This window comes from Kitasatospora sp. NPDC004289, from assembly GCF_053602875.1.
This window is the reverse complement of sequence record NZ_JBSGEL010000041.1, coordinates 30599-55351: the sequence shown is the minus strand read 5'-3', so window position 1 is coordinate 55351 and position 24753 is coordinate 30599. Positions and strand designations below refer to the sequence as shown.

Here is a 24753-nt window from a genome sequence, read left to right as displayed (position 1 = left end):
GTGCCCCTCCCCCTCGCCGACCGGATCGCCGTCGTCACCGGCGCCGCCCACGGCATCGGCGCCGCCGTCACCGCCGAACTCGCCGATCGCGGCGCCCTGGTGGTCGCCGTCGACCTGGCCCCCGTCCCCGCCGCCGACCGGGTCACCCCCGTCCGGGGCGACGTCACCGACCCAGCCACCCTCACCGCCGCGCTTGCCGCCGCCGACTCCCTCGGCGGCCCCGCCCGCATCCTGGTGCAGGGGGCGTTCTCCGGCACCCCGACCCCGCTCGACCAGCAGGACGACGGGAGTTGGGACGCCATGCTGCACACCGTGCTGACCGCCGCCCGCCGCTTCGACACCGCCTTCCTGCGCGCACTGCCGCCCGGCACCCCGGGCTCGATCGTGCACATCGCCTCGCCGCACGCGCACGGCGCCGTCCCCGGCTTCGCCGCCTACGCCGCCGCCAAGGCCGGGCTGCTGGCGCTCACCCGGGCAGTGGCCGTCGAGTGGGGCGGGCGCGGGGTGCGGTGCAACGCGGTGGCCCCGGGCTTCGTACCGGTGGAGCGGAACCGGCACGTGTGGAGCGATCCGCGGCTGGGCCCGGCCCTGCTGCGCGCCAATCCGCTCGGCCGCCACGGCACCGCCGCCGAAGTCGCCCGCACCGTGGCCTTCCTGGCCGGCGACGAGGCCTCCTTCGTCAACGGCACCTGCCTGGCCGTGGACGGCGGGGCGACCGCCATGCTCCCCGAAGCGCTGCTGCGCTGAGGGTCCGTCACCAACCGAGAAGAGAGCTCCGTGTCCATCACCCAGGAGGGCGAGTGTCCCGCCGCCTCCGGCTGCTCACCGCAGCCCTCGCCGCCGCTCTGCCCCTGACCCTGGCCGTCCCGGCCGCCGCCGAAGCGGCTCCGGTCACCGCCTACCTGGACTGCTCCGCCGCCACCAACGGCACCGGCACCCAGTCCGCCCCGTACAACACCCTCGCTGCCGTCAACTCCCTCACCCTGACGCCCGGCAGCGCCCTCCGCCTCAAGCGCGGCGCCACCTGCCGGGGCACCCTGGCTCCGGTCGGCTCCGGCACCGCCGCCGCGCCGGTCACCGTCGACGCGTACGGCACCGGCCCGCTCCCCGTCGTCAACGCCGACGGCGGCACCGAGGCCCTGCTGCTCGCGGACCTGGCGTACGTCGAGGTCCGCAACCTCGACCTGAGCGCGCCCGGCGACAACCGGTCCACCCGGCGCGGCGTGTACGTCCGGGCCACCGACGCGGGCACCCTGCCCGGGATCGTGCTCCAGGGCCTGGACGTGCACGACGTGCGCGGCAAGCTGCCCGCCGTCACGGGGGCGGGCGCGGGCACCGGCAAGTACGCCGACGCCTCCGGCGGCATCGTGGTGGAGGCCAGGGGCTCCACCACCCCCACCGCCTTCACCGGGCTGAAGATCCTCGACAACCGGATCCACGCGGTCGACCGCCAGGGCATCTACACCTGGTCCAACTGGTGCCGCAACACCCGGCTGGCCGCGTTCTGGAACAGCCTCTGCTCCGCCCCCTGGGCCCCGTCCACCGGCCTCGAGATCCGGGGCAACCGGCTCTGGGACATCGGCGGGGACGGCATCGCCCCGATGACCGGACAGCAGACCCTGGTGGAGCGCAACCTGCTGCAGGGCTTCAACGTCCGCTCCGGCTCCCCCAACGCCGGTATGTGGACCGCGAATTCGGTGGACGTGACCTTCCAGTACAACGACACCTCGGGCGGCCGCACCACCAGTGACGGCATGGCCTACGACGTGGACCACTCCACCGACGGCGTGGTGTTCCAGTACAACTACTCGCACGACAACCAGGGCGGCTTCTTCCTGCTCTGCCCCTACGACACCCCGACCAGCAACTTCACCATCCGCCACAACGTCTCGGTGAACGACCGGGCCCGGGGCTTCCAGGTCTGCCCGGGAGCGCTGAAGAACGGCCGGATCCACCACAACACCATCTACGTGGCCGACGGCATCAGCCAGCAGGTCGTCACCGAGGGCACCAACGCCACCCTGGACGTCCGCTTCACCGACAACATCGTCGCCAAGCACGGCAGCTCGGGAACGGTGGGCTGGACGCTCAACGACCCGGCCTTCACCATTGACCACAACGTGTTCTACGCCGTGCCGACCCCGGCGGGGGCGACCAACACGGTCACCGGCGCCCCGCTGCTCTCCGGCCGCGAGCTGGCCGACCCCTGGGGCTACCGCCTGCTGGCCGGCTCCTCCGCACTGGGCACGGGCGGCGCCAACACCGGCTGGTACCAGGGCCCTTCGGTCACCGCCCCGACCCTGGCCGCCCACCTCAACACCGACCCGGCCGGCTCCGCCCCCGCCGGATGGACCGTCACCGGCCCGGCCGCCGGGGCGGTGGTCGGCGCCGACCCGGGCGGCGGCTACGGGAACTCCCTGCTGCTCACCCGGCAGGCCACCGAGGTCAACGCCATCCGCCCCTTCCCCGCCGTCTCCGGCGAGACCCGGGTGGACCTGCGGGTCCGGGCCGGGCAGACCGGCGCCCCGCTCGGAGTGCACCTGCTGGACGCCGCCGGGGCACCGGCGGCGCAGTTCAGCCTGGCGGCCAACGGCAGTGCCGCCCTGACGGACAACGGGAGTTGGACCGACGCGCCGTTCGCCTACCCGCCGGGGGTCTGGCTCCGGGTCGCCCTCCTGCTGCACCCGGCCACCGGGACGTACGACCTGCTGGTCGACGACGTGCCGCTGGCCACCGCCAGGCTCACCGCCGGGTCGGGCCCGGCCGACCGGCTCCGGCTGCGGGTGCAGCCGGGAACCGGCGCCGCGACCTTCGCAGTTGACGATCCACTGGTCCAACCGCTCGACTGATCCCCACCACCCGGCCGCCCCGCACCGACACCGGTGCGGGGCGGCACCCCGTGCTTCCGAGGAGACCCGCATGCGTGCCGAACCCGCCGACAGCCACCGGCTCACCCTGGGCGAGGGCCCGCGCTGGGACGCCGACGCACAGCGGCTGTACTGGCTCGGCATCCCCGACCACGAGATCCGCTGGCTCGACCCGGCCACCGGCCACACCGACGGCCTGCGCCTGGACGTCACCCCCGGCTGCCTGGCCCCGGCCGGCCCGGACCGCCTGCTGCTGGCCACCGAACGCGGCTTCGAGAACCTCGACCTGGCCACCGGCACACCGGAGTTGGCCACCCCCGTGGAGGCCGAGGACGCCGGCCGCCGGATGAACGACGGCGCCGTCGACCCGTTCGGCCGGATGGTGGCCGGGACCATGCAGCGCGCCGAGCCGCGCACCGACGGACGGCTCTACCGCCGCGAACTCGACGGCACCGTCCGGCAGCTGCTCGGCGGGCTGGCCATCCCCAACGGCCTCGGCTGGCCGGAGCCGGACCGCTTCTGGCACATCGACAGCCCGAGCCACCGGGCCACCCTGTACGAGTACCCCGAGCACGGCCCGCTCGGCGCCACCGTCCGCACCCTGGAGCTGTCGCAGTACCAGGGCGAGCCCGACGGCCTGGCCCTGGACCCGGAGGGCAACCTCTGGATCGCCTTCTGGGGCGGCCACGCCGTGCACTGCTTCTCCCCCACCGGCACCCTGCTGGCCACCGTCGAGGTCCCCGTCCCCCGCGCCACCGCCTGCGCCTTCGACGGCTCCGGCAACCTGTGGATCACCACCGCCGCCACCGCCGACCACCCGGACTCCGGGCGGCTGTTCCGGGCGGACGGGGTGCGCTAGGGCTTCGCCGGGTACGGCGGGCGTGACGGCCGCTCGGTGAGGGTCAGGGCCACCTGCTGCCAGAGCGGGTCGAGGGCCAGCTCGGACAGCTGCTCCCCCGTCAGCAACGGGGCGTTCGGGTGGACCTGGGTGCCCTCGCCCGGGCCGGGGATGTTGCCGGAGGCTGCGGTCACCATGGTGCCGTCGGGGCGGCGCACGGTGGCCCGCCAGTCCTGCTCGCCGCCCACCGCCTTCCCGGGCAGGTAGAGCTGCAGGTGCCCGCCGTCCGGGAGGTCGGTGTCGGTGCAGCCCGGGATCGTGCACCGGACCACGTTGACCGGCCCGGTGGACGGGCGGTTGATGTCGATCCGGACGTTGCCGGTGGCACCGCCGTTGCGGACCTGGAACCCGACGTACTTCTGGTACGGCTGCTGCTCCGGCGCCCACGGGGTGCCGAGGCTGAGACCGGCCGGGATCCGGGTGCGGAGCGCCTCCAGCAGCTCCGGCCCCGTGGTCGGCAGCGGTGCCGGGGAGCTCGCGGCCGGGCTCGGCGTCGCCACCGCGCTCGGCGACACCGCCGGGAGCGCCGGGAGGCCCGGCCCGGTCGCCGCCGGGGCCGGCAGCAGGGCGACCGCCACGGTGAGCGCCGCACCGACGCCGACCGACGCCGCGGCCACCCGGGTGGCGGTGCGCAGTCGGCGGCCGCGGCGGCCCCGGTGCAGCAGCTCGGCCACCGGCACCGGCCCGCTGACCTCCTGACGGGCCGCCAGTTCCCGCAGGCCCTCGGCCACCCGTTCCTCGACCACCCGCTCCTCGTCGTGCACGCTCATCGGGTGGCCTCCTGGTGATCCCGCAGGGTGGTCCGCAGCCGGGCCATCGCCCGGGCGTTCTGGCTCTTCACGGTGCCGACCGAACAGCCCAGCGCGGCGGCGGTGTCCTTCTCCGACAGGTCCTCGACGTGGCGCAGCACCACCACCGTCCGTTGGCCCTCGGGCAGTTCGAGCAGCGCCCGGCGCAGCTCCTCGGTCTCCTCCGGGAGCCGCACCGGGGCGGCGGAGTCCGGGGGCGCGTCGGTGAGCAGTTCGCGGCGCCGGCGGCGCCACCAACTGACGTTGCCGTTCACCAGCATCCGCCGCAGGTAGGCGTGCGGGTCGTCGGTGGCGGCGCGGCGCCAGCGGACGTACAGCTTGACCAGGCAGTCCTGGAGCAGCTCCTCGGCGCGGTGCCGGTCGCCGGTGATCAGCGTCGCGGTGCGCAGGTGCCGGTGCCAGGCGGCCTCGACGAATGCCGCGTAGGCGGCGTCCTCGGATTCTCGACTCACGACGGACAGACGCGGCGGGGCCGGTGAAAGGTTGTCAGCTTGTACGACTCTTCCTGCGAGCGCCGAGCCGGTTGCCGGCCCACACCAGCACGGCGCCGACGCCGAGGAAGGCCACGGTGATCATCGCGGAGGCGACCGCGACCCGGGCGTAGCCGCCGTGGCGGCCGGGGTCGAGGAAGGGGTACGGGTACCAGTCGGTGATGCGGCCCCGGATCAGCGTGTAGGGCAGGTAGAGCAGCGGGAAGAGCAGCCAGCGCAGGGCCCGGTGGTACTCGATCGGGCGGCGCGGCGGGGCGGCCAGCCAGTCGGCCAGGACCACCAGCGGCATGATCCGGTGCAGCACGTCGTTGACCCAGGGCAGGGTGAGGCCGAGGCCCAGGCCCTGGAGGGCGACCAGGTAGACCAGGCCGGTGATGGTCAGGTAGAGCGTGGCGGCTCCGCGCAGCAGGTCGGGCACCGGCCTCCCGCCACGCAGTCCACGCAGGCCGCCGACCAGGAACACCGCCGCCCCCAGCACGTTGCTGAGGATGGTGAAGTAGCTGAAGAAGTTGCCGACGGAACCGCCCTGGACGCCCAGCCGGTACAGCTGGAAACCCAGGGCGGTGACCGTCAGCAGGCCGAAGGCCAACCGCAGTCCGTTGAGCACCCGCTCCGGCACGGGGCACCGCCTCTCGCTCGGGACGGTTCTCATCATCACGGGCGTGACGGTGGATCGGGCGGCAGCCCGAACCGGTGTGTCGGGTGCTCCGCCGGCCGGGTCAGGCGTGGGTGCCGCCGTCCACCCGGACCTCGGTGCCGGTGACGAAGGCGCCGTCGTCGGAGGCCAGCATGGCGATCACGCCGGCCACCGTCTCGGGCCCGGCGAAGTTGTACGCGTTGCCGGACTGCAGCGCGGGGGTGAGCTTGGCGTAGAGCGACATGTCGGCGTCGGCGGGCAGGCCGGGGCCGCGGTTCTGGCCGCTGGCGCCGGAGGCGTCGGTCATGCCGCTGCTGATCGAGCCGGGCGCGACCGAGACGGCGCGCAGGCCCTGCTTGGCGTACTCGACGGCGATGGCGTGGGTGAAGGACTGCACCCCGCCCTTGCTGGCGGCGTAGGCGGACATGTACGGGTGGGCGAAGCTGGCCGAGGTGGAGCTGAAGTTGACCACCACGCCGCGGCCGGAGGCCAGCAGCTCGGGCAGCGCCTCACGGGTCATCAGGAAGGTGCCGGTGAGGTTGACCCGCAGCACCGTGTTCCACAGGTCGAGGCCGGTGCGGTCGGTGTGCTCGGAGCGCAGGATGCCGGCCGCGTTGACCAGCACGTCGAGGCCGCCCAGCAGGCCGGTGGCCCGGGCGACACCCTCGATGACGGAGGCCTCGTCGCCGATGTCCACGGTGAGCGTGGTGAGGCGGTCGGCGGTGCCGTCGGCCTCGGCCAGCTCGCGGGTGGCGGCCAGGCCGGGCTCGGCGATGTCGGCGCCGACCACGGTGCCGCCCTCGGCCAGGACGCGGCGGACGGTGGCCTGGCCGATGCCCGAACCGGCGCCGGTGATCAGTACGCGGCGGCCGTCGAAGCGGTTCATGGTGCTCTCCTGCGGGGTTGTGCCGGATCTCGGACTTCGACTTCACGGTACGCCCGGATGGCACGTTGTGCCAACAACGCACTTCGTGCCATGTCGGCTGGTCGTGCACGGTGACCGACTAGACTCGGAGGGTGTCCGACCACCGCCCTTCCCTCACCGAGCGCCGCAAGGCCGCCACCCAGCAGGAGATCGCCCTCGCGGCCGCCCGGCTGTTCGCCGAGCACGGCGCGGCCGGCTGCACCGCCGAGGCCATCGCCCGGGCGGCCGGGGTCTCACTGCGCACCTTCTACCGCTACTTCCGCACCAAGGAGGACGCCGTCGCCCCGCTGCTGGCCGGCGGCGTCCGGCACTGGATCAGCGAACTTGCCATCAGCCCACCGGAGTTGACGCTCCCCCAGGCGCTGGAACGGTCCGCCCGGCAAGCCATGGCGCCCTCCCCCGAGTTCCCGCCCGAGGTGCTCGGCTGGGTCCGCGGCCTGCTCCGCCAGGCACCGGCCGAGCCCGACCTGCTGGCGGTCTGGCACCGCGTCCACCACGAGTCGGAACTCGCCCTGGTCCCCGTCCTCACCGCCCTGGCGGCGCCCGACACCGATCCGCTGGAGCTGCGCCTGGCGGCCGCCGCCGCCAACACCGCCATGCGGGTCGCCACCGAGACCTGGGCCGCCGAGGACACCCCGCCCGAGCAGGCCGCCGAACTGGCCGCCCGCTGCGTCCGCGAACTGACCGCCGGACTGCGACTCTGGTCCTGAGGCCCTGCTCCTGAGGCTCTGGCCCTGAGGCCCCGTCACACCGGCACGATCGCCACCGGGCAGTGGGCGTGGTGCAGGACGGCGTGCGCCGCCGTGCTCAGGCGCAGGCCCAGCCGCGGGGCCGGGGCGTGACGGGGCATCACCACCAGGGCGGCCTCCGCGGAGGCGTCCACCAGGGTGGCGGCCGCCGGGCCGGAGAAGTCCTCGGCCTCCAGGTCGAGCCCGGGGAACTCGGTGCGGACCGGGTCCACCGTGCGGTGCAGCAGCTGGCGGTGCAGGTCGGACTCCTCGCCGAGCTCGTCCAGCATCGGGGCGGCGTTGGTCACGTCGGCCACCACCGGGGACCAGACGTGCAGCACCCGGAGCGGGAGCCCGGCCAGCTCCGCCTCCCGGGCGGCGAACCGGACCGCCTCGGCGTCCCGCTCCTCGCGGACCGCGACCAACACCTGGTGCCCGTCCCCCGCGCGGCCCCGGACCACCACCACGGGGCAGCCGGCGTGCGCGCAGACCCGCAGGCTGACCGAGCCGAGCAGCAGCGAGGCGAAGCCGCCGTGGCCCCGGGTGCCGACCACGGCCAGCTCGGCGTGCTCGGCGGCGGTCACCACGGCGGCGGCCGGGTCCTTGGGCACCACGTCGCCGGTCGGCCGCAGCGACGGATGGGCGGCGCCCAGCTCGGCGAGGGCCAGGTCCAGCACCTCCTGCCCGTTCTTCAGGATCAGGTCGGTGAGGGCGGCGCCGGAGCGGGGCGGGACGGTGATGGTGCCGGTCTCGACCGCGTGCACCAGGTGCAGCGAGCACTGCCGCCGCTCCGCCTCCAGGGCCGCCCACTCCGCGGCGGCCGCGGCGTGCGCCGAGCCGTCCACCCCGACCACCACGCCCGCTGGGGGTCTGATCTCCATGGCCGCCTCCGGAGGGGTCCGCTGCCCCTGCCTCCAGCATGCGCCCCGAGAGCGCGGGGAGCCCCCGCCGTCGGGACGGCGGGGGCTCCCCGGAGCGGTGCGGCGGTCAGGCCTTGGACTGCTCCCACTCGGTGCGGTAGTCGAGGAAGATCTGCCGCAGGTGGTGGCCGATCTTCAGGTAGTCGAGGTCGTCGAGGTTGGCCAGGGAGACCCGGACGGACCACTCGGGGCCGTCGAAGCCGCCGCCGTTGAGGAGGACGACGCCGGTCTGCTCGGCGAGGCGGAAGAGCGGCTCGGTGGGCTCGTAGTTCTTCAGCAGGAACTCGGCGAACTCCGGCCCGGCGACCCGCTCGGCCTCCGCCTGGAGGTCCAGCTCGATGTAGTACCCGGCCCGGCCCGGGTCCTCCGCGATCTTCATCTCGGAGCCCTCCAGCAGCAGGGCGAGGCGCTGGTGGACGATCGCCTGGACCTTCTCCTTGTACGCCTGGCCCTCGGGGAGCAGGTCGAAGAGCGAGAAGAGCGTCATCTGCACCTGCTGCGGCAGCGAGAGCCCGGCGGTGTGGTTGAGCGCCACCTGCCGGGAGTCGGCGACCAGGCGGTCGATGAAGCGGATCTTCTCCGGCTCCAGGGTGAGGGTGCCGTACCGCTTGGCGAGCCGGGCCTTCTCCTCGGCCGGGAGCTTGGCGAGCATCTCGTCGATGACGTTGTCCCGGTGCAGGCCGATCACGCCGAGGCGGTGGCCGGTGCAGCCGTAGTGCTTGGAGTAGGAGTACACCAGCAGGGAGTTGCGCGGCAGGTCGGCGGCGATGGTGCGGAAGCCGTTGACGAAGGTGCCGTAGACGTCGTCGGTGACGATCAGCAGGTTGGGGTTCTTGGTCGCCACGATCTGCTTGATCTGGTCGGCGACCCGCTGGGAGAGCGCCAGCGAGGGCGGGTTGGAGGGGTTGACCAGGCAGACCAGCTTGATCGCCGGGTCCTCCAGCTTCGCCACCTCCTCGGTCGGGTAGCGCCAGCCGCGCACGCCGGTCTCGGCGAAGTTGGAGGCCGAGACCTTGACCACGTCGAAGTCGAAGGTGTCGAGTTCGGCGATCTCGATGTACGGGGTGAAGACCGGCACCATCAGGGCGATCTTGTCGCCCTTCTTGAGGATCCCGTTCTTCATCAGCGAGTCGAAGATGTAGCACATCGCGGCCGTGCCGCCCTCGGTGGCGAACAGGTCGAGCTGGTCGGCCGGCTGCTTGTTCTGCATCAGCTCCTGGTGCAGGTAGCCGCGGACGATCTGCTCGGCGTTGACCAGCATCCGGTCCGGCACCGGGTAGTTGTCGCCGACCTGGGAGTCGGCCAGCTCGTGGATGAACCCCTCCCGGTCCAGCCCGAAGCGGTCCACGGCCAGGCCGATCGAGGCGGTGAGCATCTCGATGCCGGGCAGCTCGGGGTGCGAGCGGGCGAAGCGGTCGTAGCGCTCGGCGATGCCGTGCTTCTCCGGCATCCCGCCGAGGTTGTCGGCGGTCCACACCCGGCGGCTCTCGGAGAGCGCGAAGTGACCGAGCGCCAGGTACGCCTCGCGCGGGCCGGTGGCGATCCAGTTCGGGTTCCCGCGCCCGGCGTTGAGCATGTGCGAGGTGGACTTGTCCTTCTGGCCCGGCTGGTCGGCCTGGTAGGCCTGGGCGAGCCGCATGAACTCGCCCTTCAGCTCGAACGGGCTCAGCTTGGACAGCCGCTGGATCTCTTCGCGGCTGATCGAGGGCTTGCTCATGTACGTGCTCTCCTAACCGAGCAGGGCGACGATGATGGCGCCCCAGATGGTCAGCAGGACGTTGCCTGCCGCGTACGGGATGGTGTAACCGAGCGTCGGGATCTGGGACTTGGACTCTTCGTTGATGGCGCCGATCGCGGCCGTGGTGGTCTGGGCGCCGGCCACCACACCCATCAGGATCGGGGTGCGGATCTTGAAGACGAAGTGGCCGACCAGGATGCCGACGATCAGCGGGATCACCGTGGCCACCGCGCCCCACAGCAGCAGGCCCCAACCCGCCTGGGAGAGACCGCTGCTGAAGCTCGGCCCGGCGTTGATGCCGACGATGGCGACGAAGGCGCACAGGCCGAAGGTGTCCATGAACCACTGCGCACCGGGCGGCACGTTGCCGTAGGTGGGGTAGCGGCCGCGGATCCAGCCGAAGATCAGACCCATGATCAGGGCGCCGCCCGAGGTGGAGAGCGAGATCGGCACGCCGCCGGCGGTGAGCGCCGGGATGCCGATGCAGCCGCCGAGGAAGATGCCCAGGCCGACCCAGATCATGTCGGTGGCGAAGCTGGTCGGCACCGGCTTGCCGATCGCCGCGGTGGCCGGGTCGACCAGCCGCTTGGGGCCGGTGAGCACCAAGGTGTCGCCGCGCTCGATCTCGGTGGAGAGCCGGTACGGGAACTCGGCCCCGGCCCGGTAGACCTTGTCCACGTAGACGCCCACCATGAAGGGCTCGCGCCGCAGTTGGGCCACCGTCTTGCCCAGGTGCTCCTTGTTGGAGGCGACCACGTGCAGGTGTTCGGTCTGGTAGCTGAGCAGGCCGGCGTCGTCGGTCTCCGGGCCGATCTGCCGGGCCGGGTCGAAGTCCACCAGGTCGTGCCGGAGCGCGGAGACCGCGATCGAGTCGCCGTGCTGGATGACGGTCTGCTGGGTGTGGTCGACGATCTCGCCGTCCCGGCGGACCCGGGTGATGTAGATCCGGCGGCCCTGCTCCTTCTGCTGGGCCTCGATGTCGTCGATGGTCCGGCCCACCAGGCTGTCGGCCGTCACCGTGAAGGCGCGCAGCACGACCTCGTAGTAGCCCTCGGCCAGGTCGGGGTTGGACTCGGGGGCGTCCAGCTCGATGGCCAGCTGCCGGGAGTCCTCGGCCAGGTTGCTCTTGAGCAGCCGGGGCGCGATGTTGGCCAGCAGCACCGCGCACAGGATGGTGCCGAGCGGGTAGGTGACGGCGTAGCCGACCGGCACCAGGTTCTGTTCGGCGGTGATCTGGTCGGGCGTCAGGCCCTGGATGTTGGCGATGGCGTCCTGGGCGACGCCGATCACCGCGGACTGGGTGAGGGCGCCGCCCAGCAGGCCGGCGCCGAGGCCCGGGCCGTAGCCGAGCATCTCGTCGAAGGCCCAGCAGACCAGCAGACCGGTGACGCAGACCACCACCGCCACCGAGACCTGCGGCAGGCCGTCCTTCTTCAGCCCGCGGAAGAACTGCGGGCCGACCTTGTAGCCCAGCGCGAACAGGAACATGATGAAGAAGACCGACTTCACCGTGCCGTTGACGCTGACCTCGGTCACCCAGCCGGTGAACAGCCCGGCGATCAGACAGCCCGTCACGGCGCCCAGCCCGATGGCCTTGTAGCGGATCTTGCCGACCAGGAAGCCGATGGCGATGGTCAGGAAGATCAGCAGCTCTGGGTACGGTTTGAAGACGTGGTCGGTGATCCAGTCCATCGTGGTCCCTCGCGCTCCTTCGTCAGAGGCCGATGATGCCGACCAGCACGGGGCCGGTGAGCGGTAGCAGGAAGTTCGAGATGGTGTAGGTGATCGTGTAGCCGAGCATCGGCACGCTGCTCTGCGCGACGTTGCTCACCGCCGTGATCGCGGGGGTCGAGCACTGTTGGCCGGCGATGGCGCCGATCAGGATCGGCTTCTCGATCTTCAGCAGCTTGCGGCCGACGAAGAACGACAGGAAGGCCGGGACCAGCACCATCAGGATCCCGGCGGCCGGGAGCAGCACCGGGTACTCCTTGAGCAGCGGGCCGGCGTCCGGGCCGGCCGCCATGCCGGTGACGGCGATGAAGATGGCCAGGCCCAGGTCCTTGGCGGTCTGCGCGGCCACCGGCGGGTAGGCGCCGAAGGTCGGGCGCTGGGCGCGCAGCCAGCCGAAGAACAGGCCGGCGATCAGGCAGCCGCCGCCGGTGCCCAGGGCGAGGTTGACGTCCCCGGCGTGGATGGTGACCTCGCCGAGCAGCACGCCGAGGCAGATGCCGAGGCTGATGTAGATGTAGTCGGCGGTGTCCTGACGGACCGTCGCGCCGACCTTGGCGGCGAACTTCTCCACCTTGGCGCGGGCGCCGACCACGGTCAGCGTGTCGCCCTGGTGCAGCTCGGTCTCGCCGACGGCCGGCAGGTGGTGGTCCACCCGCTGGATGTCGGTCAGGTAGACCCCGCCGACCGCCTCCGGCTCGCTCGCCCGGAGCTGGTTGACGGTCCGTCCGTTCAGCTCCTTGTGGGTGACGACCACCTCGCGCACGGCCAGCGGGCTGTCCAGCCCGGGCACGCCGGAGGTCTCCGGGCCGAGCTCGTGCCCGGCGTCCATCACGGCCTCGCGGCGGCCGACCACCAGGACGCGGTCCCCGCGCTTGAGCACCAGGCCGGGCTCGACGGTGAGCACCTGCTCACCGCGCTTGACGCCCTCGACCGAGACCAGCTGCTTCTCGGCCCGTTCGAAGTCGCCGACCTTGCTGCCCTCGCCCTGCGAGACCAGGTAGGTGCGGCCGACCAGGGCCGGCAGCGCGGCCTGCTCCCCGGCCTCCAGCCCGGCGTCGCCGCCGCGCATCCGCTCCCAGATCTCGCGGCTGGCGTCGGCCAGGTTGATCCGCATCAGCATCGGGAAGATCTGGCTGGTCAGCATGACGATGGTGACCAGGCCGAAGAGGTAGCAGACCGAGTACGCGGTGGCCACGTGCGCCTGGAGCTCCTGGGACTGGTCCGGGGTGATCCCGGTCAGCTTGGAGATGGCCTCCTGGGCGGTGCCGACCACGGCGGACTCGGTCGCCGCCCCGGCCAGGATGCCGGAGGCGGTGCCGACGTCCAGGTCGAAGCCGGTGGCGAAGCCGAGCGCCATCAGGATGACCACGCCCGCCTCCAGCACCGAGAGCACGCCGAAGCGCAGGCCCTTGGCGTTGAGGTTGGCGACGAACTGCGGGCCGGCCATGTAGCCGAGCGAGAAGATGAAGAGCGCGAAGGCCACGTTCTTCACGTCGGCGTTGACGGAGACCTTCTGGGCGCCGATCAGCATCGAGACGATCAGGGTGCCGCAGATCCCGCCGAGCTGGATCGGGCCGACCCTCAGCTTGCCGATCAGGTAGCCGAGGGCCAGGCAGGCGAAGAGCGCGAGGACGGCGTTCTCCCGGAGCAGGCTCAACTCCGGCACCCCCGTTCTGACGGGGGTTCAGACCAAGGTCGGATCATGAGAGCGATTAGATCCTAATTGTCAGCTTATGTCCGTTCCTGACACTCCGTTCGGACCAGTCACTTGGAGGACGGCCACGAACCACCCCAAGTGAGCTCCAAGTCGCGCGCCCGAGGCTGGCCCTGACCGATACTCCGCCGGAAGGCAACCGCGATGTCCTCACTCCTCGGCCGCCTCGGCGGCTCCGCCGCCGCCAGGCCCTGGCGCACCCTGCTCGGCTGGCTCCTCCTGCTGGCCCTCGCCCTCACCCTGGCCGGCACCCTCGGCGGCGAGCCGCGCGAGGACTACCGGGTGCCCGGCACCCGCTCCACCGCCGGCGCCGACCTGCTGCGCGAACGCTTCCCCGAGCTCTCCGGCGCCGGCGCCCGGGTGGTCGTCCACGACCGGGGCGGGCAGCGGATATCCGACCAGCCGCTGGCCGAGCTGCACGGACGGCTGGCCGCCCTCCCGCACGCCGCCTCGGCCGCGGCCCCGGTGCTCTCCGCCGACGGCGCCACCGCGCTGATCCAGGTCGACTACTCCGTCCCCGTCACCGACTTCAAGGGCTCCGAGGGGCTGGACGCGCTGCGCTCCGCCGCCGCGCCCACCGAGGCGGCCGGGCTCCAGGTCGCCTTCGGGGGCCAGCTGCCGGAGAACTTCTCCGCCCCCGACGGCACCGCCGAGATGGTCGGCGTGATCGCCGCCCTGATCATCCTGGTGGTCGCGCTCGGCACCCTGGTCTCGGCCGGGCTCCCGCTGCTGGTCGCCCTCGCGGGGCTCGGCCTCGGCACCGCGCTCACCACCCTGCTGGCCGCCGTCACCGACATCAGCGCCACCGCCCCGACCGTCGCCACCATGGTGGGCCTCGGTGTCGGCATCGACTACGCGCTGCTCCTGGTGAGCCGTCACGTCGAGGGCCTGCGACGGGGCCTGACGCCCCGGGAGGCAGCCGCCGAGGCCACCGCCACCGCCGGGTCCTCGGTGGTGATCGCCGGTGCCACCGTCCTGGTCTCGCTGCTCGGCCTGCGCCTGGCCGGGCTCTCCGTCTACTCCTCCTTCGGCTACGCCACCTTCGTGGTGGTCGGCGCCGTGATGCTGGCCTCGCTCACCCTCGTGCCCGCCCTGTGCGCGATGGCCGGGCACCGGCTGCTCCGCAAGGCCGAACGGCTCGGCCTCGCGGCGGGCACGGCGGCTCCCCGCGCCGGCTCCTCCGCCCCCACCCGCACCGAACGCTGGGCCCGGCTGATCGGCCGCCGCCCGCTGACCGGGGCGCTCGCCTCGCTGGTCGTCCTGCTCGCGCTGGCCGCGCCGGTGCTCGGCATGCGCACCTGGCCGCAGGACGCCGGCAGCCAGGCCGCCGACCACACCACCCGCCAGGCCTACGACCTGACCGCGGCCGCCTTCGGGCCCGGGGCCAACGGCCCGCTGGTCATCGCCGTCGACCTGCACACCCTGCCCTCCACCGAACTCCCAGCCCTGACCGGCAAGTTGTCCTCCACCCCGGGCGTCGCCGCCGTCACCCCGGCGGTGGTCAACCGGGCCGGGGACGCCGCCGTCCTCACCGTCCGGCCGACCACCGGACCGCAGGACGTCAAGACCAAGGAACTCCTCGACCGCCTGCGCGACGGCGTCCTCCCGGCCGGCGCCGAGGCCACCGGCGTGGTCGCCTCCTTCGCCGACATCTCCGACCGACTGGCCTCGCGCCTGTGGGTGGTGGTGCCGTTCGTGGTGGCGCTCTCGCTGATCCTGCTCACCCTGCTGTTCCGCGCCCCGGTCCTGGCGGTCAAGGCCGCCGCGATGAACCTGCTCTCGGTGGCCGCCGCGTACGGCGTCACCACGGCCGTCTTCCAGACCGACTTCGGCGCGGAGCTGCTCGGGCTGCCACACGCGGTGCCGGTCTCCAGCTGGGTGCCGATCCTGATGTTCACCGTGCTGTTCGGACTCTCGATGGACTACGAGGTCTTCCTGCTGGCCCGCGTCCGCGAGGACTGGCTGCTCACCAAGGACCCGCACGGCAGCGTCGTCCGCGGCCTCTCCGCCACCGGCCGGGTCATCACCAGCGCCGCCGCCATCATGGTCGCCGTCTTCATCGGCTTCGCCCTCGACCCGGACGTCACCGTCAAGATGATGGGCGTCGGCATGGCCGCCGCCGTCCTGGTCGACGCCACCGTCGTCCGCCTCGTCCTGGTCCCCGCCACCATGACCCTCCTCGGCCGCGCCAACTGGTGGCTCCCCCGCTGGCTCGACCGCCTCCTCCCCCAACTCAACATCGAGCACGGCACCGACCAGCCCGCCCCCACCCCCCGCGAGCCCGTCACCGTCTGACGCCCCGTTGAGCTAGAAAGACAGTCATGACGTCAGCATGCTGTCCCCACTCACCGCCCCCGGTCTTTAAGACCGGCGCACCCCGACCCCGACGCTCTGAACCGCTCGCCGTCGCCGAGGCCCGACGGTTCCTCACCACCGTCGAAGGCCACTGCCTGCAGGCCCTATTCGAGGTCGCACTCCGCACCCGACTGCGCACGCCTGAAGTCCTCGGCATGCACTGGGAAGATCTCACTCTGGTCATATCGCCAGCAAACGGATCAACAATGTCTAAGCTGCCTTCGAAGTTCCGCCAAGAGTGGCCACTGCCGAACGATGGTACGCCGAATGGAGATGCGTCGACCACTGCTCGCTCGGCGTAATCCTGAGGTTGAGCTGCCGCCACCGGCCCCGAACTAAACCGATATAAAAGCAGGTTCGGATCTGGAGTCAGTCCACCATCGTAGCGATCCGGTACTGGCGCGACCCCGGCTAGTACATATCAATGCAATCAGCGGATCTCCGACCATCCGCAACGGTTGCCAACCTTCAAACGCCTGGCACAAACAACAGCCGAAGGCCCGACTGGAATTCATTCCAGTCGGGCCTTCGGCTCAAAGAGAACCGCGCACTCGACGGATTAACTCAAATTCAACTCCGCTTCACCCCACCACGATCAGACGCCAGCGTCCCGCAGGGCTTCCCGCAGCCTACGAACCTCCGCAATGAGGCGTGGAATATCACTGCGGGCATAGGCAATAAAATCCAGGTCTGCATCGAGCTGAATATTCGGGCTCCGAATATCAGCTCCAGCAACAAAACGGCTAATGTAGAGCTCATCGTCAACTTCTGCCGTCTCAGGAGCGACCTGAATGCAGCTCCCCCCACCCGTAGCTCCGCGCGTTTCCAGGACCGGAACCCATGGCCCAGGCGTCGCCAGCGCTGCGCGCTTCTCTATTTCATCGATCTCATGAGATGTCAATGACTCAAAGGACATGGACTATTTTCCCCTCAAAGGCGGTCTTTGGTCCTAACCCCCACAGCGCGGGGATCCGAGGTGCTCATTGAGCTGCCGAGCCCTACCTGGGGCAACCGGGTTCTCGATTGGATCAGAGAACGGATCGCCCCCCGCACCGAGCTCAACGTTCGCGTGATTGTAGTTTATCCGCGGGTCATTCTTCGACCCACCCACCGGCTCTGGGGCATAATCTACCTTTCCACCGCCAGCCCGAATTTCTCCCGCAGTCGTCCACCGGATCTTTCCGTACGCATTTGCTGCACTAGCTGCCTCCAGCGTCCGACCGAAAGAAGTGGAGAACTGGCCGCTCATGTCAGGGTTACTACCGCCTCGGACAACTATGTAATCGTCAGGCACCCTCCACCCATTGTCGTTATGGACGAGAACAGGCGCATTGTTTGCCAGTACATAGTACGCATGGACGGCCGAGATCGTCAGATCATGCGCCACCCTAGGCGGGATCCGATAGCTCTTTACAGATTTAACAACGAGCAGCCGCCCGTCGGACTGTAGCACCTCGTCACCTACACGAAGGTCTGCAGCCTCCGTCCACTCCTGTGATGAAACGTTCCAGAACCGATGAGTCTGAGTCGAAGTGATCTCGCCAACAAGAACCTCGCCCTCAGGTCCTCCAGTCCGCACAAGGGACAAGTCGGTAAAATCTTGATCATCAGGAGTGGTGATCGTAGCAGCAACCGGATACTTGCCTGTCTCGCCGGTCTGCGGATTGGCTGCAAGCACCGCGTCGCCGACAGAGACTTTCTCAATTGCTCTCATGGTCCCGTCTGCCATGAGCACAAGGGTTCCAGGCAAGAAGCTGTGCGGCAGAAGACACTTCTCCAACAAGTTTAGCGGAGATTTTACCTTTCCTGCAGCCTCGGCCAACCTCGCGGCTCTCGCCGCCCTGACAGGTGGCAGGAAAGAAGCGACGAGAAACACAGAGTCTCCAGTCGCCTCGCCTGGCTGGCCGTTCTTGAAGCCGTCGTAGATTCCCTTTCCATCATTGACCAAGCCCATAACCATGCCCAGGCCGAACTCCGGATTGTTCGGATTCAGACTCCACTGCAAGGAAAGGTTGTTCTTGCATCCGGCCATCGAGCCCGTGATGCAATCAAATCCAGAAGAGACACCTTCCTGAATAACATCCCGAGCACTCTTGATTGGCTCCTTGATATTCTTGACGATGCTCCTGCCGAATCCGGCCGCATAGTTCAGAAAGCCGGATCCCTCCGCCTGCCTTCCGGTGCTCTTCGCCTGCTCCGTCGCCTTCTGCTCTTCAGCGGCTGCCCACTGCACGCAAGCATCTCTCGCACAGCCAGTGCTGGAGTCTGTTTCCCGCTTCAGGCCGCTGGGGTCGCTCTTGTTGATGGGGTCGTTGTCGCTGTAGGCGTATGGGTTCCACTGCTGTGGGTCCGCGTTGTCGATGATCGGGTCAGGACTGAGGAATCGGCCGGTGAGGGTCTGGTACTGGCGGGCACCGAGGTTGGTGAGCTTGGTGGTGTCGTCCTTGGTGCCGCCGACGAAGCCCTTGGTGCCAGCCCAGGTGCCGGGCTGGGTGCCGCGAGGTTGGCCGAAGGGGTCGGTGGGGCGGCGGGATTCGGCGAGGGTGGTGGCGTCGAAGGAGAGGTTGGCGGTGTTGTGGTGGTCGGTGATCTGGTAAGTGGACTTGGTGCCTTCCCGGACCAGGGTCAGGCCGCCGGGCATCGTGTAGTAGCGGGTGCCGGTGGTGGTGGCGGGGACGGTGGTGGTGTCGTAGGTGACCTCGTCCTGGCCGAGGGTGATGGTGGTCTTGCCGGGGTTGCGGCGCACGAGCAGGTTGCCGTCGGCGTCGTGGACGTAGGTGGTGTCCTTGTTGGGGACGTTCCACTTCTGGCCGGCCGCGACGGGGCCGGTGGTGCAGGTGGCGGCGGTGAGTGCGGTGCCGCTGGTGGCGTTGTCGGGTGCGGTGAGACAGAGGTTGGCAGCGCCGTTGAGGATGGTGCCGTCCGCGCGGGTGGTCCAGGTCTGGCTCGAGCGGCCGTCGCACCACTGGAGTTGGACCTGTGAGCCGGTGGTGGTGCCCATCGCGGTGACGCACTTGTTGAAGGTCTTGAGCAGGTTGCCACTGGTGTTGAACTTCTGGCCGCCGCCGCTGTGGCAGGTGGCGACCTGTTCCAGGGTTCCGTCGGCATCGGTACCGCCGCGGGTGTCGAGGCACAGGCCCGCGACGCCCTGGATCTGGACGGGCGGGTTGTAGGTGTCGAGCTTGCCCTCGGGACTCCAGTTGAGGGTGGTGGTGCCGTCACCGAAGGAGCGCAGGCTGGTGGCGTTCCCGGCTGCATCGTAGCGGGAGTAGGTGGTACTAGGGCTGCCCTCACCCACCGCTGACCCGGTCAAGGCGTGCGGGCCACCCGATCCACTGCCGTCGTTGAGGCTGCCCGCAACGGGGAACGTCTGAGTGGTGACGACATCCTGGCTGGTGTCACCACCGATGTGATGGTTCGTCAGGCTCTTGCGGTTGCCGGTGAGGTCGTAGGTGTAGTCCTGCCAGTAGGGGGCGCTACCGCCGACCGTGGTCTTGGCCGGCGCGACGGCTCCGCTGGTAGGTGTCGCGTTGGCGCAGGCGCCGCGGCCGCCGACGGCCGGCTGCGGTGCCATGGCCAGGGCGCCGGTGTCACTCCAGACAGTGGCGAGACGGTTGAGGTAGTCGTAGGTGAAGCACTGCAGGTCGGTGGCGGACGGGGTGTTGTTGGGGATGGTGCGTACTGCGGTGATGCGCCCCGAGGCGTCGTAGGCGAAGGTGGTCTGCTGGACCGCGCCGGTGGCGGCGGTCTGCTTGTCGATGTACTGCGCCAGCGAGCGGCCGGTGGATTCGTCGTAGGTATTCGTCGCGACGATCTGAGTACCCCACGGGTTCACACGGGTGCGGACCGGACGGCCGTAGGCGTCGTAGTCGTTCGACAAGTCGTAGACCGTGCTGGCGGTACCGTAGCCGTCGAGGAGCCCATACTTCTCGTAGCGGTAATTGACGGTCTCACTCGCGATGTTGCCGACCTTGGACCGGTTGTCGGACACCAGCAGACCTGTGACCTGGTCGTAGGTGGCCTGGTAGGTGAAGACGTACGGGTTCGGGGAACCGATGTCGGAGCCGGGGATCGTGATGGTGCTCTTGGTAGGACGGTACGACGCTCCGTCGTAGGCAAGGACCGCGCTGGTGTAGGCGGTTCCGGAGCGTCCGCCGACGTAACGGGTGGACTCAGAGGGTTGTCCCTTGAGGACCTTGTCGTAGGTGCGGGCGGTACGCTGCCTCGCCGGGTCGACCGCCAAGCCGTCATAGGTAGCGGTGTTGCGGCCGAGCAGGTCGTAGGTAAACGTCAAGCTCTGCCCGCGAGCGTCAGTGGTCGAGACCAACTGCCCTGCGCCGTCGTACCGCTTGGTCGTGGTGCCCGCATCCGGATCGGTTGCGGTGACCTGCCGACCCTGCACGTCGTAGCCGTAGGTCCAGGTGTTGCCCACCACATCCTTACGCGTCACCAACTGGCCTGCCGGGCCATAGGTGTACGAGGAGATGTCCGCGTCCGCCGGATTGCCAGTGGCCGTGGTGGTCTTGTACTGCCACAGCTGCGTGGTCTGCCCGCGGGCGTTCGTGACGGTGCTGGTCGAGGTCGTCCCGGTAGGCGGGGTGACGTCGGTTCGGTCGACACCCGGGTAGCTGGTCACCTTGGCGGACTGCACCACTCCAAGGGCCACGAACGAGGTCTTCACCGGGCGCGACTGACCGTCGTACTCGGTGTAGGTCTGGTTCGGTACCTCCTGTGTGGTGGTCTGGTACAGCTTCGTGCTCGGGCCGGCCGTGTCGTTGTACCAGCCGTTGTTGGCCCGGACCACGCGGCCGAAGGAGTCGTAGAACGTGTCGGCCAGCAGACGGCCGGTGTACGCCGAGACCGCCGGGGGCGTCTGCGTCTGGATGACCCGCCCCAGACCATCCATGATCTGGGTCGAGGTGACGGTCTGGTAGTTGGGACCGACACCGATCACGCTTGTGGTGGAAATACTGGGCGGGGTCACCGTCCGAGTCCGACCGTCCGCCGAGATGACGGGTTCTGTAACGGAGTATGAGTAGGCCGCCGTCGGGGTGTCGCTGGTGCTGCGGCCCGGCCCCCACACTCCGAGCGTCCGGCCCACCCGGTCGTAAGTGACCCTGGTGGTGCGATTGTTCGGATCGGTGACAGTCCGGGTCAAGCCGCGGGCCGTGTCGAAGACGGTGACGGTCGTTCGACCGCTGCCTTGGTCTGCCGCACCCACCGGCGCCGGCGTGGTCACCGACATGCTGCTGGGAAGCTCACCCACACCCGAGGCGGTGTATGCGGTGGTGACCGTGGAGCCGCCAGTGTGGCCGCTGTCGGTCGCACTCGGGTCTGTGAGGGAGAGCATGCGGCCGTACTGATCGTAGCTCTGGACTGCCTGGACTGAGAAAGCTGCGGAACTGCCGTTGAACTTGTCGAGCGTCTCGAGGGTGGTCTGCTCTGCAGCCTTGCCCGACTGCTTGAACGGCTTGCCGTCGTAGTAGGTCCGGGCCCAGGAGACGGTGTTCTGCTCGTTCGGCGCAGCGGTGCACGAGTTCGCCCCACTGACGCTCAGCTGCTCTGCCACCAAGGCGGTCACCTGCGGGTCCGGAGCCTCAACGTAGCCAGGACGGGAGCAGATCTCCGGGAGGTCGTCCGCAGTGGAGAGCGAGGTCGTCAGCCGGTTGTTCCGGCTCGGGTCCGTCGTGGTCGTGGTCGTCGCGGTTCGCCAGGAGCCGTCCGCCTTGGCGGACTTGACGGTCGATGTGCCGCTCGTCTCGCCGTAGCGCGCTACGAGGTCCGGCAGGCCGGTCCTCTTGTGGTTCGCGGTGGCGACTTCGCCGCTGCTTCGGTTCACCGTGTACGAGGTGACGTTCCCGCCGAGCTTGCTGTAGCTGTCCTCCTCCAGGACCCGGCCGGAGAGCCAGTCGTAGTCGGTGACGGGGCCACTGTTCGGGCCGGCGATCTGGACGTTGCGGACGGCACCACTGGAGGTGATGTCACCGTGCATGCCCTGGTGGTAGAACACGGACCTGCGGGACTTGTCCCCGTCCTGCCCGCTGCCCTTCACCGTGGTCACACTCGAGTAGCCCCGGAAGCCGTCCCAGGTACGGTCCTTGTTCTCCACGAACAGGGAGTCGTTGCGGTGCCAGGCCGGCGTGCCGTACGTGTATTCGGTGGTCATCGCGACCGAGCCGGGGGTGTTGGCGTTCAGAGTGACACTCTTGACCGGGTAGCGCTGGAACCAGTCGTCGACCGGGGTCGGATCCGGATCCGGGCCTGGCACACGCCACTTGACGTTGTAGCAGGAACGGTCGTTGTCGTCCGCGGCACGGGGCATCAGGTTGTTCACCCGCGAGCAGTCAGCCGGGTAGTAGTCGACGCCGATGGTGCCGCCGGTCTCGGTGGCGATCAACTGGATGCGCGGGCGGTTGTACATCGGGCGCGAGGGCACGAGGTTGGTGCCGTCGACCCGGTTGGACAACAGCATCTCGGTGAACTCGACCTTGGGCAGCCGGATGTCGGCGCCGGTGGCCTGCTGGTCCTTGCCGGTGCGGGTGATGGCACCGAACCACGGGACCCGGGTGCTCTCGGTGGTGTTGACCACATTGACGAAGCGGTGGTCGAGCTTGTACTGGTCGACGTCCTGATAGGAGCCGTTGAACCGGACCTGGGTGGTGATGCTGTTCAGCCACCAGGAAGTCCAGTAGGTGGGGCTGTAGTTGGCACAGGAGCCGGTGGACTGGCACTGCTGGTCCAGCGGAACGTCCGGCCAGTCGGTGGCGTGCCCCTCGTTGCGGTTGCCCGCATCACATGCGCTTCCCGCCGAGACACAGCGCTCGCCGCTGTCGAAGACGACCTTCGCGGCAGGGTTGTGCCCACCGCTCGCCGCGATCTGGTCCGAGAGCAGCTGCCCGTACCCGATGACCTTCAGGACACCACCACGGGTGTAGGGGGTGTTGGTGCCGTTGCCGTTGTTCTGCCCACCACCGAGCCCGTAGTAATTGGTCTCCGGCGTGTAGGTGTAGGTGGTCAGGTTCCCGTGCGGGTCCACCACATGGTCCAGGTTCCAGCGCCAGGCCGTCCGGCACCACGAGGCCTTGCCCTTGGCCGCGTCGTAGCACGGGTCGCCGCTGTTGGGCGAGAACACCGGAACCGTCCACGCCGAGCCAGTGTCCGGCCCCTTGTCCGAGGGGTTGCCGTTCGCGTCCGGCAAGTGCGCCAGACCGAAGTAGTAGATGGTGCCACCGGTGTCGGTCAGCTTGATGAAGGAACCGTTCCAGGTGCCATTGCTCGCACCGGTCAGGAACTGGACCTTGCTCCCGTCGTCACCCTTCAGCCGCCAGGTGCAGTCCGACTGCTCCATGGCAGCCGCCGCCCCCGTCTTGCAGGAGGTGTCGTCCGGCACCAGCTCACCCGAGTGGCCGGCCAGCGAAATGGTCAGGTTGGCACCTGCCCAGCACTGGTCCCCCGAGTTCGCGATCCCCGCCTTCGCACAGGGCTTGTAGGTGCGCTCGATGAAGCCCGGGCTGTACTCCCAGCCATCGCCCACCCACGAAGCCTGCGAGTTGGTTGCTGACGTCTTGCCGTCCACCGACGCCGAGTCATACGACAGCGACACAGCAGGAGCCGCACCACCCAACGCCGGCGGCACCTGGACCGGGTAGCTGTAGGTGAACGATCCCGAGGCCGAACCCGCTGTCCAGGCCTGTGAGCTGCTCAGCGGCGTCGCCGTGTAGTCACCCGCGCCACCCGACGGCGTGGCGACCGCCGCCAGCACCGTCGCGGACGAGATGGGCGCCGACGGTGCCGCCAACGACTGGATCTGCGTGCGCACCTCGGCACCGGGCAACGAGACCTCGGCGGTGACCTTGCCCGTACTCGCGTCCCGCTTCGACGCGATGGGCGTCTGCTGTCGGCACTCGGGCTTCTGAGGATCCGTCAAGGAACAACCGGGCAGGGCCACCAAGTGCACCCGGGAGGCCCAGTCGGCCCCATAGGCCTCGGCCAGCTCGCCGACGTCGACGGCGACCCGGACCGGGCCCGCCACGCCCGCCCGCTCCCGAGAGAGTGAGAAGACGTACCCGGGAAGCCCGGCTTCAACAGCGACCTTCGGATCGGCGGCCGCAACACGCACGGACTCGTCGGCGACGGACGAGCCCTCGATCGGAGTCAGCGCGACCGGCAACGCGCCTGCCACGGACTCCTTGCCGGCCTTCGCCTGCTCACCGGACGGCGGCGATGCCCCGAGCCGGACCTCGGCGCTGCCCCCCTTCAGCACGGTCGACGGGTTGGGCTGCCAGGTCGGCGGGACCGCGTACTTCGGCTTGGCCGTCGCGACAGGGGCGACCTCCGCCCCCTTCACCGACTTGGTCTGCGGCAGAGCGGTCCCGGTAGGAGACCACTTGCGCGAGAAGTCGGGCCCAGCGGCAGCAGCCATGGAGACCGGCGCCAGCAGAGAGCCCACCACCCCGGCCACCACAACCATCGAGACTTTTCGGAAATGCGGTGATCTCACCCTTCGGTGACGATCAGTACTGCGCGTCAAAAACATGGACACAACCCCCAATTGACGGTCAGGCATCCCAAAGTGGATCGGCCCCGAAGGACCGAACGCAGCACGGTAGCAAGCCGCCGTTCCCTCTGGCAGGCAGACAGCAGGAACGTACGGAGTGGCTCACGTCACACGGCCAGCAAATCCCGCGATAGCGGCAAATCGGGCCCACCGAAGGCGATTTGAGTTGTGCACTGTCAGAGGTCTTCGGAAGGGTAGGTGGGAGCTCTGCACGAACGCACTTGATGCGCCATCCGCACTTCAGGAGCCCGAAATTGACTACACATCGCCGCAAGTCACCCCCACCCCGCCCCGTGATCATGGGATGCGCCCTCGTCGTCACGGTGGGACTGGCCAGCCCCACCGCACTCGCCGCCGAGTCCTCTACTTCCCTCTCGAGCACT

The 24753-nt window shown here is 69.8% G+C and carries 15 protein-coding genes; 5 read left to right on the top strand and 10 right to left on the bottom strand.

What is annotated here, in order from left to right:
• From ACWEPF_RS25620 to ACWEPF_RS25610, 3 genes are all read left to right on the top strand, one after another.
• Entirely contained in the window at positions 1-747 is a 747-nt protein-coding gene (locus ACWEPF_RS25620) for an SDR family NAD(P)-dependent oxidoreductase (RefSeq protein WP_452174343.1), read from the top strand.
• A 53-nt stretch (positions 748-800) separates the two neighbouring features.
• A complete protein-coding gene (locus ACWEPF_RS25615) occupies positions 801-2849 on the top strand; it encodes a right-handed parallel beta-helix repeat-containing protein (RefSeq protein ID WP_452174342.1) in 2049 nt (682 codons plus the stop codon).
• Positions 2850-2919: 70 nt separating this feature from the next.
• Entirely contained in the window at positions 2920-3726 is an 807-nt protein-coding gene (locus ACWEPF_RS25610) for an SMP-30/gluconolactonase/LRE family protein (protein ID WP_452174341.1), read from the top strand.
• On the opposite strand, the gene ACWEPF_RS25605 is transcribed toward ACWEPF_RS25610, so the two are convergent.
• From ACWEPF_RS25605 to ACWEPF_RS25590, 4 genes are all read right to left on the bottom strand, one after another.
• Positions 3723-4535: a hypothetical protein gene (locus tag ACWEPF_RS25605; RefSeq protein WP_452174340.1), complete on the bottom strand. Its 813-nt coding sequence runs from the start codon at positions 4533-4535 to the stop codon at positions 3723-3725. The genes ACWEPF_RS25610 and ACWEPF_RS25605 overlap by 4 nt on opposite strands.
• The gene (locus ACWEPF_RS25600) at positions 4532-5026 is read right to left on the bottom strand and encodes a SigE family RNA polymerase sigma factor (RefSeq protein WP_452174339.1); all 495 of its coding nucleotides are present in this window, start codon (positions 5024-5026) and stop codon (positions 4532-4534) included. Before ACWEPF_RS25600 ends, ACWEPF_RS25605 begins: the two co-directional genes overlap by 4 nt.
• A gap of 34 nt (positions 5027-5060) precedes the next feature.
• Entirely contained in the window at positions 5061-5684 is a 624-nt protein-coding gene (locus tag ACWEPF_RS25595; RefSeq protein WP_452174338.1) for a Pr6Pr family membrane protein, read from the bottom strand.
• 100 nt (positions 5685-5784) lie between these two features.
• Positions 5785-6588: an SDR family NAD(P)-dependent oxidoreductase gene (locus ACWEPF_RS25590; protein ID WP_452174337.1), complete on the bottom strand. Its 804-nt coding sequence runs from the start codon at positions 6586-6588 to the stop codon at positions 5785-5787.
• Positions 6589-6719: 131 nt separating this feature from the next.
• On the opposite strand from ACWEPF_RS25590, the gene ACWEPF_RS25585 reads away from it, so the two are divergent.
• Positions 6720-7337, top strand: coding sequence for a TetR/AcrR family transcriptional regulator (locus ACWEPF_RS25585; protein ID WP_452174336.1), 618 nt, complete (start codon positions 6720-6722; stop codon positions 7335-7337).
• Between the two features lie 35 nt (positions 7338-7372).
• On the opposite strand, the gene ACWEPF_RS25580 is transcribed toward ACWEPF_RS25585, so the two are convergent.
• The 4 genes from ACWEPF_RS25580 to aspT (ACWEPF_RS25565) form a co-directional block, all read right to left on the bottom strand.
• The gene (locus ACWEPF_RS25580; protein ID WP_345286535.1) at positions 7373-8236 is read right to left on the bottom strand and encodes a universal stress protein; all 864 of its coding nucleotides are present in this window, start codon (positions 8234-8236) and stop codon (positions 7373-7375) included.
• Between the two features lie 106 nt (positions 8237-8342).
• Positions 8343-9992 carry a bifunctional aspartate transaminase/aspartate 4-decarboxylase gene (locus tag ACWEPF_RS25575; protein WP_452174335.1) on the bottom strand — a complete coding sequence of 550 codons (1650 nt, stop codon included), beginning with the start codon at positions 9990-9992 and terminating at the stop codon, positions 8343-8345.
• A 12-nt stretch (positions 9993-10004) separates the two neighbouring features.
• Positions 10005-11705, bottom strand: a complete 1701-nt coding sequence (aspT, locus tag ACWEPF_RS25570) for an aspartate-alanine antiporter (protein WP_452174334.1) — start codon at positions 11703-11705, stop codon at positions 10005-10007.
• Positions 11706-11727: 22 nt separating this feature from the next.
• Positions 11728-13401 carry an aspartate-alanine antiporter gene (gene aspT / locus ACWEPF_RS25565; protein ID WP_452174333.1) on the bottom strand — a complete coding sequence of 558 codons (1674 nt, stop codon included), beginning with the start codon at positions 13399-13401 and terminating at the stop codon, positions 11728-11730.
• Between the two features lie 201 nt (positions 13402-13602).
• Here aspT (ACWEPF_RS25565) and ACWEPF_RS25560 point away from each other — a divergent pair, with 201 nt between their 5' ends.
• A complete protein-coding gene (locus tag ACWEPF_RS25560) occupies positions 13603-15753 on the top strand; it encodes an MMPL family transporter (protein ID WP_452174332.1) in 2151 nt (716 codons plus the stop codon).
• A gap of 655 nt (positions 15754-16408) precedes the next feature.
• Here ACWEPF_RS25560 and ACWEPF_RS25555 read toward each other — a convergent pair.
• Complete coding sequence (locus ACWEPF_RS25555) at positions 16409-16729, bottom strand: hypothetical protein (protein WP_452174331.1); 321 nt, start codon at positions 16727-16729, stop codon at positions 16409-16411.
• 33 nt (positions 16730-16762) lie between these two features.
• Entirely contained in the window at positions 16763-24283 is a 7521-nt protein-coding gene (locus tag ACWEPF_RS25550) for a ricin-type beta-trefoil lectin domain protein (protein WP_452174330.1), read from the bottom strand.
• Between the last annotated feature and the right edge of the window lie 470 nt (positions 24284-24753).